This window comes from Candidatus Hydrogenedentota bacterium, assembly GCA_013359265.1.
In the GTDB taxonomy this organism is placed as follows: Bacteria; Hydrogenedentota; Hydrogenedentia; order Hydrogenedentales; family SLHB01; genus JABWCD01.
The window spans coordinates 162108-174582 of the sequence record JABWCD010000003.1; the positions used below are offsets into that span (position 1 = coordinate 162108).

8 protein-coding genes are annotated in these 12475 nt (G+C 61.5%); 1 reads left to right on the top strand and 7 read right to left on the bottom strand.

Annotated elements, in window-relative coordinates; genetic code table 11:
- Positions 1-320: 320 nt before the first annotated feature.
- From HUU46_02920 to HUU46_02935, 4 genes are all read right to left on the bottom strand, one after another.
- A complete protein-coding gene (locus tag HUU46_02920; protein NUM52575.1) occupies positions 321-1832 on the bottom strand; it encodes a carboxypeptidase M32 in 1512 nt (503 codons plus the stop codon).
- Positions 1833-1964: 132 nt separating this feature from the next.
- Positions 1965-2408 carry a hypothetical protein gene (locus HUU46_02925; protein ID NUM52576.1) on the bottom strand — a complete coding sequence of 148 codons (444 nt, stop codon included), beginning with the start codon at positions 2406-2408 and terminating at the stop codon, positions 1965-1967.
- Between the two features lie 137 nt (positions 2409-2545).
- Positions 2546-4894 carry a protein kinase gene (locus tag HUU46_02930; protein NUM52577.1) on the bottom strand — a complete coding sequence of 783 codons (2349 nt, stop codon included), beginning with the start codon at positions 4892-4894 and terminating at the stop codon, positions 2546-2548.
- A 76-nt stretch (positions 4895-4970) separates the two neighbouring features.
- Positions 4971-7340, bottom strand: a complete 2370-nt coding sequence (locus HUU46_02935) for a hypothetical protein (protein ID NUM52578.1) — start codon at positions 7338-7340, stop codon at positions 4971-4973.
- Between the two features lie 234 nt (positions 7341-7574).
- Here HUU46_02935 and HUU46_02940 point away from each other — a divergent pair, with 234 nt between their 5' ends.
- Positions 7575-8498, top strand: coding sequence for a sugar phosphate isomerase/epimerase (locus HUU46_02940; GenBank protein ID NUM52579.1), 924 nt, complete (start codon positions 7575-7577; stop codon positions 8496-8498).
- Between the two features lie 46 nt (positions 8499-8544).
- On the opposite strand, the gene HUU46_02945 is transcribed toward HUU46_02940, so the two are convergent.
- The 3 genes from HUU46_02945 to HUU46_02955 form a co-directional block, all read right to left on the bottom strand.
- Positions 8545-9549 carry a stage II sporulation protein M gene (locus HUU46_02945; protein ID NUM52580.1) on the bottom strand — a complete coding sequence of 335 codons (1005 nt, stop codon included), beginning with the start codon at positions 9547-9549 and terminating at the stop codon, positions 8545-8547.
- A gap of 322 nt (positions 9550-9871) precedes the next feature.
- Positions 9872-11218 carry a DUF58 domain-containing protein gene (locus tag HUU46_02950; GenBank protein NUM52581.1) on the bottom strand — a complete coding sequence of 449 codons (1347 nt, stop codon included), beginning with the start codon at positions 11216-11218 and terminating at the stop codon, positions 9872-9874.
- Positions 11215-12180: a MoxR family ATPase gene (locus HUU46_02955; protein NUM52582.1), complete on the bottom strand. Its 966-nt coding sequence runs from the start codon at positions 12178-12180 to the stop codon at positions 11215-11217. Before HUU46_02955 ends, HUU46_02950 begins: the two co-directional genes overlap by 4 nt.
- Positions 12181-12475 lie beyond the last annotated feature (295 nt).

Below are 12475 nucleotides of genomic sequence, written 5' to 3' on the forward strand. Positions count from 1 at the left end.
GCTGGTTCGGAACCTGCCGGATTAATTCCGGAAGGAGGTTTGTCGATGTCAACGAGCGACTTGGGTAGAGCATAGGGCGTGCCACCGGGCCGTAAATGCGCAAGTCGAACGCTGACAGCATTTAAGCCTTCTGCGGCATCTTTTGGGAGGGCCCGCGGAGAACAGAATTGTCGCGGTGATCGACAAAGCTGGTCACTTTGTGCAGGTGGGGGAAGGTGGAGGGACGTAAAGGACGTAGGCGACCAAAACTACCGGTGGGCCGTGAGTCCCTGTTCAGATTGAATTGGAATGAGAAATGGCTGTGCAGTTTTGGCGAATTGCTACACGCCATATAGCTCGCCGTACTTGCGTTCAAGGTAGGCGAGAAACGGTTCGGAGGTCGGGGCGTTGCCGGTGATCTCGCGCAGGAGGTCGGTGGCGAGTTTACGGCGGCCATGCCGGTGAACGTTTTCGCGGAGCCACGCCAGAAGCGGGGCGAAGTCGCCGGACTCGACGCGGCCCCACAGCCCGGGGAGATCCCGTTCGATTTTCTCGAAGAGTTGCGCAGCGTAAAGATTGCCGAGCGCGTAGGTGGGGAAGTACGCGAAGGCGCCGTGCGACCAGTGGATGTCTTGCAGGCAGCCGTGCGCGTCGTCGGGGACGTCGAGGCCGAGGTAGCGTTTGATCGTGGCGTTCCACACCTCTGGGACATCCTGCGCGCGCAGGTCCCCTTCGATGAGAGCGACTTCGATCTCGAACCGAACGATAATATGGAGGTTGTAGGTGCACTCGTCGGCCTCGACGCGAATGAGCGATGGCTCCACCTTGTTGATTGCCGCGTAGATTTGTTCGGGCGTTACTTCGTCGAGGCGGCCCTTGTGATGCTCGCGAAGGATCGGTGTGTAGTGTTTCCAGAACGGCAAGCTGCGGCCGATAATGTTTTCCCACATACGCGATTGGGATTCGTGCATGCCGAGCGACGCGCCGTCCGCGAGCGGCGTACGCGCATCTTCCTTGCTGTGCCCTTGCATGTAGAGCGCGTGACCGCATTCGTGGATGGTGCCCATGAGCGAGGAGAAGAATTCGTCGTTGCTGAAGCGGGTGGTAATGCGCACGTCGTCGATCGCGAAGATGGTCGAAAACGGATGTACTGATTTGTCCTGGCGGCCCGCATCGAGGTCGTAACCGAGATCGCGCAGGACGCGCATCCCGAAGTCCCATTGCGCCTGCACGTCCCACTGGCCCGTCATCCACGAGGCATCGGGCCTGCGCGGGGACGCGAGGACGCGTTCAACGAGCCGGCTTTGCCTTTCCGCGAGGTTGGCGAAGTCCGTTTTGAGTTGCTCGGCGGTCATACCGCGCTCGAAATCTTCGAGCAATGCGTTATACGGCGATCCGATGTAGCCGAGGAACTCGGCTTTCCGGCGCGAGAGATCGATGAGGCGTTCGAGATGCGGCTGGAACTGCGCGAAATCGGATGTCTCCCGGGCCTTCACCCAGGCGACGTAGGCGGCGCTGGTTTCCTTCGCGAACTCGTGGACAAACTTCTCGGGGAGCTTTCGCGCGCGTTCGTAGTCGTAGCGGGCGACCGCGACGAGGTGTTCGTCAGGTTCCGGCAATGAACCTGCAACGGTTTCGCATTCGTCGAGCAGCTTTCCGGTTTCGGCGCTGGTGAACTCGCGGTGCGCCAGGGCGGACAAGGTGGCGAGTTGCATGCCGCGCGCGGAAGCGCCCTTCGGCGGCATGAAAACTTCCTGGTCCCACTGCAAGAGGGCAAGCGCGGAGTTGATGTCGGCAACGGCGTTGATGCGTTCGCGCAGTTGCGTCGCGCACGTGGGGGACTCTTTGGACATGGTATTGCCTTTCGTAACGAAAAGAGTCTACTTCGTAGCAGGTTTGGGAGGCGTATGTAAAGCGCGAAGGGACGGATTGGAAATGACGTAAGGGACGGAAACGATCGAAAGTGGTGGCGCAGGATTCTGGATTTAGTCGACGATGGTGATTGGATCGCCGACCGCGAAGGCGCCGGCGTAAATAACTTGGCCGTGGACGCCGGCGCGCATGTCCGGTGCGAGCGCGGCCCGGAGACCGTCATAGAGCGAGTCCATAAGGCCGCAGGGTTTTGTTTCACCGTGGATGTGGAGCTCGACGCTGCCGAGGCGGATAGTCAGGCCGACGAGTTCGGAGAGGTTGAGGCCTTCGACGAGTACGTTTGCGCGGCGCGTATGCCACGCAAGGTCAGCACCCAGGACGCGCTTGGTATCGTCCCACTGCTCGCGCGAGATCAGGGTGATGCCGCGGTGCGGCTTGACTTCGAGGTCACCTTGAATCCCGCCGCCGAGCGCGGCCATCGCGCGTGGGATTTCGCGCATGGGTCCGAGTGGCTTGGTGCGCACCGCGATAGCAACGACTTTGCCCTCAGTTTGCATGATCGTGATCCTCTGCGGGGTAGAGTGGCGAATCGGATGGGACTGTCGTTCGCACAGTTTTGCATGTCCCGGCGTGCTCGACCTACTCTGTGCACGTCGAGTCGTTGTTTGTCTTGATTACATTCGTCGCATGCGCATCAGGTCGGCACAGCGCGGAGCGCGGCGATCAGTTCGCGGACGGTCTGGTAGCGCTCGTTGGGGTCCTTTGCGATGCATTTCATGACGACGGCGTCCAGTTCGGCGGGCACGCCCTGCACCTTCTCGCCCGGTGGCGGGGGCGTTTCTTTGAGTTGCCGTTCGAGCACGTCCTGTCCCATGAATACCGTGTCGCCGGTGAGGCACTCGTAGATGACGAGGCCCATCGAGTAGATGTCGCTGCGCGCGTCGGCGTCTTTGCCGAGGACTTGTTCGGGGGCCATGTAACTGGGCGTGCCCATGACGACGCCGGTGCGCGTCATGCGCGAGTCGTCGGCCTTGGCGAGGCCGAAGTCGGTCAGTTTGATGAGTCCGCCTTTGGCGATCAGCATGTTGTCGGGCTTGATGTCGCGGTGGACGATTCCGGCCTCGTGGATAGCGGACAGCGCGCTGCACGCCTGCACCATGACGTTGATGGCTTCTTTCGGTTTGAGCCCGCCCTTGCCGGAGAGGTACTTGTGCAGGCTGGGCCCGTCGATGTATTCCATCGCGATGTAGGCTTTGCCGACGCTGGCGCTGATGTCGTATATCGCGATGATGTTCGGGTGCGAAATCTTCGCGGCTGTGCGCGCTTCTCGGACGAAGCGTTGTCGGAATTCTTCGGAGCTGTCGACGAGGTTGCCAAGAAACTTGAGCGCGACAGGGCGCTCGAGTTGCGAGTCTTTCGCGAGATAGACGACGCCCATGCCGCCGCGGCCCAGTTCCTTCTCGAGCACATACCGCCCGCCCAGGTTCGATTCGACGGATTGCATGACTTGCGTGGCGACGGCGGCCGCGGCGCCCGGAGCGGCAGAGCCGGGTTGCGGCGTATAGACTGTCGCCGCGCCGACGATGTTCTGACCGCTTTGCGCGGCCATGGAAATGCGGGACGCGATGTTCGAGATGCGCGTCGCGACGTCCTTGAAGCCGACGTTTACGGTGCGGATTTTGAGGAGAATGTCGCGCGATTCATCGAGTTTGCCGAGTTGTTCAAGGGCGAGCGCCCACATGTAGAAGTACTCGGTGTTGCCGGTGTCTACGCGTTTGCCCAGCAAGTGGTTCTCGAGCGCGGCGGCGCAGTGGGCGTAGTCGTGCAGTTCGTAGAAGCAACGGCCGAGGAGCGCGCGCGACTGATCGAAGTTGGCATGGTTCTCCGGGAGCTTTTGCAGGACCTTGATGGCGGGCTCGTACCGTGCGGCGTGCGCATAGGCCACGCCCGCGCGATAGACTTCTCCCGCACGTTCGAAACACTCGCCCGCGCGCACCGCGTCGGAAGCGCGCGCGAACATTTCGCCCGCATTCATGAAATCGCCGGCCTGCGCGTAGGCGGTGGCGGATTCACGCCAGTTTCCTTTGGCCTGATGGAAGCGGCCGGCGATTTGCGCCGCTTCCTTTTCTTTTCCTGCCTGCCGTTTGCAGTTTGCTGCGTCTTCGAGTTTGCCCGCGAGCAGATAAACTTCACCGGCGCGATCGAAGTTGCCAACTTCCTTATACAGTGTCGCCGCGTGATCGTAGCGCTTTGCGGTTTCGAACTGCGCGGCGAGCAGGGGCACCAGACCCTTGCGCTGGTCGGCGGAGATCTTCGATTTGCCCGGTTCGGTATCGAGGACCTTGATGCACTCGTCCGCGGCGGCGAGTTGTGCGTCGGCGGTGTCTTTCGGATTGGAGAAATAGTTCTTGTAGGCTTCCATGGACGGGCCGTAACTGCCGGCCTTGGCGTAAACGCCCGCGGCTTTCGCGATGAGGCCCGAGCGCTCGTAGGCCTTTGCGGCCTCGACGAATTTGCCCTTCTCCGCGAAGAAGTTGGCGGCGTTGCCGAAGTCGCCTTCTTTCATCAGCATTTTCGCGGCCTTGAGCGTGTTGCCGGTCTTTGCGAGTTCCATGGCGCTGCGCTTGCGGTCGCCAGCCTTGCGGAACCACTTCGCGGCTTCCTTGTGGCGGTTCATAGAGGCGTAGACTTCGGCCATGCGCATGTAGTTCTTGGCTTTTTTCAGAGGCGCGATCGTGGCGTCAATGTCGCGCGCGGCCATGAGGGTCTGCTGGAATTCGTTGCCGCCTGCGGCATTCTGCAGTGCGCGGACGTCCGCGGAATCAATCAGCGAGTCGCCGCGGAACCCGCCGCCGCGCAGGACCTTAATCGCGCGACGCAGGATCAGTTGGATGACATAGAGGAAGACAAGCGTGAGGACGAGTTTGATGAGGGGAATGATGAAACCCGGGAGCGCAGACGCGTTAAAACCGATCTTTTGAAAGATCGGCAGCAGGATTGTCATGCCTAGAAAGTCGTTCCAATACCAACTGATCAGACCCATTCGCGCCATCCCCATGCCCAAGGCGGGCGGCTCGCCACCAACAAGGCAGCCATCATACTACGAGGGCGGGGTCGCGTCACAAGGAGGGGATCTGGCTTTTCGTCCGCGGCAAATCGTGCAGCGTGGGGTCGTCGACTTCGAGAAGTTTGAATCGGCCATCAACCTGGAGTTGGCGCCAGATCGCCAGCGGATCGATTTCCGCGGCCTGATTCAACAGGGTGCGCGCAGCGGTAAGTCTGCCCAGTTGGGCGTCGGCGGCGGCGCCCTCGTACAAGAGATCGAAACCGCCTTGCCCGTCAAGGAGCGCTTTGGTGTACGTGTCGGAGAGGACGCTCAATTCGTCGAGGTTCCAAAGTTGCGCCGCGAGGGCGTCACGCCGTTGGCGCGTGTCGAAGGAATCGTGGGCGGCGAGGCTGCCTGACTTGAACTCCACGGCGATGCTATTGCGGTGCAGGTCTTCGGCAATCAAATCGATGGAGACCTGCATATCGCCATCGGATTCGGCGAGGCTGATGAAATTCGCTACGTACTCCTGCGCCTTCTCGCGCTGTCCCGCGCGCGCGGCCGCACGGGCGGAGGTAAGCCATGCGCCGGCGTCGTTCGCGCCGTAGGCGCGCGCCAGTTCCGCGATGGACGCAGATTCGGCGGCATTGTCCTGACGGCGATAGGCTTCGGCGAGGGGTAAAAGCAGTCCGACAACGGTTTTGTCGAACTCAGGGTCGAAATAGCGGCTGCCGGACTTGGCCGGAACGACGGCGTCGACGGGGCGGGACTCGTTCACGCCGTCGCGCGGGTAGTGCAACACGACGCCGTCCCGTTTACCGCGCGCGGTGAGCCATGCGGTCGACACGCCCGCAAAACAAACCGGGCTGCGTGTGAAATTGTCACGCATGAATTCCCAGAGCATGAGATCGAGAAAGTCGCTGTCGCGTACGGAACCGAGCTTCAGGCGAATGTTAAGTTCCGCGAATTCGTTGGGGCGTTCGAGGGGCCAGCGTTTCCAGGCCTCGACCGGTGGAAATTCGCCGGGGACATCGAGTCTTCCGGCGTACTTTCGGTGGAGGTGTTCCCTCCATTTCGATTGTTCGAACGCGTGGACGGGTATGACGATGACGTCCTGACGCACGCCCCCGGAAATCTGTAGCGTTCGCAGCAGCGATGCGGTTCTCGAGTCGCCGACAACCAGCGCCGCGTCCGCCGCGCAGCTATCGAGTATATCCATGCCTACGGCGTCCGCCGTTACGCCATTCGTGGCGGGCAAGGATCGATATTGGAATACGAGCAAGACGATCGATGCGGCGAGTATCGCGATTGCGATCGAAATGGTCCGGCCCGGAACGCGAATCATCATGCGCGCGATCCAGGCGATCCCCCAGCCCGCGGCAACGCACACGCCCGCGTACGCGATTCCGGCGGCGGCCTGAGTGTCTCGCAGGACATACGGCGAGACGTGTTGATTGGTCAGCGCGGGCCAGAACGGTCCCATGGCGAGAAAGATCATCGCCCAGGAGACGGCCGCGCCGCGCATGCCGCGGATAAATAGGGCGGTCAGGCCGGCGATCGTCGCACCGAGAATGCCCCAGGAGAATTGCGGCTGCAACTCGAGCCCAAACCCGAATTGCGGCATGCCGTCCCCGATAGCTGGAAACGCGGTGTGCATAGCGTGCGCGGCGAATTCGGAGAGCGATTCGCCGGAAATGAACGAATGGACCAGCGGAATACACGCCGTCAGCGCGAAACCGCCGAGCATCGGCGAGAAGATGCGCGTGACGCGCACGTGTTCACCCAACTCGCCGAGCGCGGCAAGCAACGCGACGAGGTACACAATGGCGAACGACGGATCGTTCGAAGACGCGAGCCCGAGCAACGCACCGGAGTAGAAGAGCCAGCGCGCGCCCGTGACGTGAATGGCGTGTTGCAGGAATCCGATGCCGATGAGCGCAAGTAGTACCGTCAGGACGGCGGGAGACGCACTGGTGCTAAGGCGCATCCAGGCCGGCGTGAACGCCAGAAAACTGCCTGCGGCGGCGCCGCAGAGCGCAATCGCCGCATCGGGAACTTTGCCGCGCAATGCCTGGGCCGTCACCGTCGCGAGCGCGCCGCACGAAAGGGCGCCTGCAACCACCGACGCGGCGACAGTGCACGACGCGCGGTCGAGGAAGGGAATGGCGACGAACGCGCGCGTGTACCAGAGGGAAAGCAGCGGCGCGCGATACGGAAAGCTGAGGTCGAGATAGGCGCCCTGCCACGGGCCGAAAACGACGCCGCCTTTGACCGCGAGGACGCTTGCGACGACGGCAACGACTGTCGCGACAATCGATGCCGTAACCAGCGGCCAACGCGGGTGCTCGGGGAACACAGCGCGAACCAGGTCGTCACCGGAAATCTCGGAACGACCGGCAGACGGCTCCGCGTCAAGGGATTCCAAGTTGTTATCAGTTGACACCGCAGAGGTGCTCCCGCCCCGCGAGCGACGGACGTAGTATAGCATAAGTAGCGTGAAATGAATAGCATGCGGCGCTTGTGGGGTATGGGGGCTGCCGACGGCCCAGGTCTGGTGCGTCGAATGAGCGCTGCTTCCAAAGGCTTGTGGCCGATCTCGCGGCGCGCTTATGGTTGCCAACCAAGGGGAGGTTATAGGAGGATTCCGGCTTCTTTCGTTCCAAAGCGGAGTTTCGACATGCGAGTCAAATTGGGGATTAGTACCGGGTTCGCAATAAACCGGTTTCCGGAGCCCGACGACTGGGTGGGAATCGTGGCGGACGAGTTGGGACTGGATACTGTGCAGTTTACGGCGGACCTGCTGAACCCGTTCCTGCCGGGGGACCTCGTCGCGCGGGAGGTGGAGACGATCGCCGGGCTGTGCGCGCGGAAAGGCGTTCGCGTGCAGACCACGTTTACGTCGCAGTTCACCCGCGTCAACCACCTGATGCACCCGAACTCCGAGGTGCAACGGGTGTGGATCGATTGGTTCAAGAAGTTTTTCAAGATATCGCGCGACCTGGGGGCCGAGGGGGCGGGCAGCCACTTCGGGATCATGAGCGTGCGCGACAACGCGGACCCTGCGATGCGCGAGAAGCGGATCGGTCAGGCGGTCGACGCGTGGCGCGACTTGTCCGTGTTCGGCGCGGAAATTGGGTTGAAGTACCTGTTGTTCGAACCGATGTCCGTCCCGCGCGAGGTGGCGGAGACCATCACGGCTACCGAAGACGTTTTGCGGCGGTGCGCGGACGGTTTTGCGATTCCGATGCGGGCGTGCCTCGACGTGGACCACGGGGATTTGCAGTCCACCGATCCGCGCGACACAGACCCGCACGCGTGGATTCGCGCGTTTGGCACGGTGTCGCCGTGCATTCACATCAAGCAGAGTCTACGCGATAAGGGCGGGCACTATCCGTTCACGGCGAAGTACAACGAGCAGGGAAAGATCGTGCCGGAGGAAATCCTCGCGACAATGCGGGAGTCGGGAATCGACGAGTGCACCCTGCTGCTCGAGATCAGCCACCGCGAACGGTGGCCCACGGATTATACGGTGGTGTCGGATTTGAAGGAGTCGGTCGAATATTGGCGGCCCGCAGTAGAAGCGGCAAGCCACATTAATTAGGGACAGCCACCTATTATTTCATCAAATAATAGGTGGCTGTCCCTAGTTAAATCTCTTCCTTCACCCAGCGGCCGGATAGGGCGAAGTAGGAGGCGAGCAGTATGAGTTCGATGCTGCCGAAGGCGATCTTGACCCAGTACGGAACGACCGGTTCGTGGTATTGCGAGAACCATGCTTCGATGATCGCTGCCCATACGAGCATGAGCGATACGCCGAACACGAGCGTGACGAGGTCGGGCGTAATCTCGCGTAGCCTTCCGCGCAACGAAATACGCGATCCCCATCCGATCATCGCGCGGCCAAGCAGGATTCCGCCTTGGCCCGCGAGCAGTATTGCGGGAATCTCGAACGCGCCGTGCGGCAGGAGCCATGCGACGAGGAAGGTGCCTTCGCCGGCGAGGAAGTAATCGACGGTGACCGCGCCAAGCAGCACGCCATTGATAAAAAGCAGCAGCACGGTGCCGATGCCCCAGGAAATCCCGAACCCCATTGCGCGGATTGACACGCTGACGTTGTTTTGTATGTAGAAACTCGTGCCCTGCGCCTTGGTGCCCGCGCGCAGATCGAAGGCGCGCTCTCTTTCTTCGATGCGCACGCGTTCGCGCGGATCCATTCTGAGGTGTGGGTACGGCAGGAGCACGTCCTTCGCCCCGGGATCGAAGGCGAGCGCGCCGCCGCCGAGCATCATGCCCGCGAGTGTGATAGCTGTGGATAGCATGAACGCCCAGCCGTGTTTGCGGAACGTTTTCGGCAACGTGACAAACAGCCAGTAGACCGGCGCGAGCCGGTGCGGGCGCCCGCGGACTTCGTGAATGTGTCCGTATGCGCGGCTGACCACGCTTTCGAGGTAGCGGGTGAGATCGGGTTCGGAGGCAAACGTTTTCAACTTGGCGAGATCCGTGGAAGCGCGTTCGTAGAGGTAGTGCAGGCGCCGCGCCGCCAGCAGATCGGGCTCGTAGGTCGAGTCCTGCTCCATGCGCTCGAGCGACTTCTCGAGTTCGGCCCAGTAGGGGCGCTCATCGCGGAGAAAGCGCTGGAGATCGATGATCATCGAGAACGCTCCGGGACGGCGGTGGTGAGTCGACAATTTTGGATTTTGGATTTTGGATTAGGGATTAAGGCGATCGACGAAGCAACGGACCTTGCGCAGATCCGCACCAGGTGAAAGGACGTAAACGACAAAAGGAACGTAAACGATTTGAGCCCGAGAAGAAAGGCCGATAACGGACTCATCGAGACCGTGTGAGCGTGAAAGCACCCAGGTGACGCATGGAGCGCGGATCGGGTGGATTCTTCAATCCAGAATCGAAAATCCAAAATGCAAAAAGAGCGGGCCCGATCGCCCGACTTCTCGAATTGCGCAACCCTCTTCATCAGATGAGTTGCCTTTGCTTAACATTGGTGTATTGCGTGACGATTTCGGCGCACATGCGCTCGTTGTCGAGCAGGAAGAAGCCAACGCCCATGCGTTGTAGCACGCGATCGACTTCGCGAAGATCGTGCCACATCATGTGCCCAGCCAAATGCTGGTAAATGTCGGCTTGCGTCTCGACGTTGGGATCGGTGAACAGCGGGCGCACGCCGGGCGGTGTCATCATGCCGACGAGGCACAGGTGTTGGCGCCGCACCATCTCGATGTTTCTAGCGAAGCTTTCCTTGAGGACGGTGTCGTCAAGATTGGTAAGAAACAACAGCATCGCGCGGCGGCGCAGGCGCAAACGCAGGAACGTAAACAACTCGTCGAAATCGGGATTGACGAGTTGCGGCTCGAGCGTATAGAGCGCGTCGCGGCAGGCGTTGAAGTGGGCCTGGCCCGTCTTCGCGCGGACGAAGCTGTGAATCCTGTCGCCGAAGGTGACGAGGCCGAAGAGATCGCCCTGGCGTTCGGCAACCATGCCCAGGATGAGGGACGCGGTGATGAACCGTTCCAGATAGCTCACGTCGCCTTCGGTCCCGTTGGTCGTCATGTGGACGGTGCGCGCGCTGAGGCGCGATGTGTCGACGACGACATAGACCTCCTGCGTGCGTTCGAGTTGAAACATCTTCGTGATGGGCCGGCCGCGCTTCGCGGTCGCTTTCCAGTGTACGTCTTCGAAGCTGTCGCCGGGAATGTATTCGCGCAGCTTTTCGAACTCGCGGCCTTGCCCGACCTGGCGTTGTGCGTGGATGCCAAAGGAGCCGCGGTTCAAGAAGATGGCCGCGAGCCTGCGGCGTTCGCTCAGCAGGTTCGGATACACGCGCAATTCCGAACGCACGCGCCGCGATCCGCGAACGCCCCACAAGCCGAGCGGCGACACGCCCTCGACGTAAACCGTATCGAGCACGTAGTTGCCACGGCGGACGGGGGTGATCGGCCAATTTATGCGCGCAGCGGCGGCGCCCGCGGGCGCGATGGTTTGCAGGTCGGGTCGCTCCGTCACGATTTCGCGGGGGAACGCGAGCCCGACGCGCAGCAAATGCTCGCGCGCCGTATCGTTGTGGATCGTGATGGGCACTTCGCCTTCGCGGTCTTTGGTAAGACGCACGATCTCCGGTACCTCGAACCCGATGCCGCGCAGCCGCCCGTACGACAGCGCCGCGTCAATCAGTGTGACGACGGCCAGCCCGCCGATCAGCGCGAACGCGACGCCGAGCGCGGCCGGTTCCGCGACGGCGATAAACGCGAACGGCAACGCGACGATCGCGATCCAGAACAGGAGCCGTGTACGCGGAACTATCATCGTGGCACCGCGACTTCTTCGAGAATGCGGGTTATCACTTCGGGCACGGTCAATCCTTCGATTTCGAATTCGGGCCGCAGGATGAGGCGGTGCTCCATGACCGGCGGCGTCATGTCCTTGATGTCGTCGGGCGTAACGAAGTCGCGTGCGTTCATCGCGGCCTGAACGCGCGAGGACAGGAGAATCGATTGCGTAGCGCGCGGGCCGGCGCCGACGAGAATGCTGTTGTGCGTGCGCGTCTTGCGCACGATGTCCACGACGTAGCCGACGAGTTCTTCGCGCACGGTGACGTGACCGAGGTAGCCGCGCACCCGCGTGAGGTCGTCCGCGGTCATGACGGGTTTGACTTTGCCCGCGGCGAGCGTCGCTTCGGGCGAATCCGTGCCGAGCGTGCGCGCCGCAAGGGAAAGTTCCTCGTCGCGCGAGGGACAGCCCATCGATATTTTAAGCATGAAGCGGTCTTTCTGCGCCTCGGGAAGCGGATAGGTGCCTTCGTATTCGATCGGGTTCTGCGTCGCGAAGACGGTGAAATTGTCGGGCAGCATGTGTGTGTCGCGATCGATGGTGACGCGGCGCTCCTGCATTGCCTGAAGCAGCGCGGACTGCGTCTTCGCCGGCGCGCGATTGATTTCGTCCGCGAGCAGAAAGGTTGTGAAAACCGGCCCCTTCAACAGCGTGAACTGATTCTGCTGGAGGTTGAACACATTGGTGCCGGTGATATCCGCGGGCATGAGATCGGGCGTGAATTGGATGCGTGAAAAGTCGCACCCGAGCACGTGCGCGAGCGTGCGCACGAGGAGAGTCTTCGCGACGCCGGGCACGCCCTCGACCAGCGCGTGGTGGTTCGTGAAGATCGCAATGAGCGACTTCTGCACCACGTCGTCCTGGCCGATGATGACCTTCGCGACTTCCTGCCGCGTGCGAGTGAGCAACTCTTTAAGATGGTCCAGTTCCGCTTGCACCGTGTTCTCCTTGGTAGACGGCCGTATTCAGCACCAATGCCAGTCAATCGTAATCGTCCGCGTCGTCGCAGTCGAATCGCGCAAGTTCAATGGGAGCAATGAGACCAATAGGAGCAGTGAGACCCAAAAGCTCGGTCGAATGCTCGGGCTCGCGTGTGAAGCCCATTGGTCAGATGGCTCCGCGTTGTCGACAATCTCGCAATGCGAGGAACTGTCGCGGAGAATTGGTCCTGTAAAACGATCGAATCACGCACGTCACAGTTGCGGGTGCGGAATCGTCGCGCTCGCGATCGTC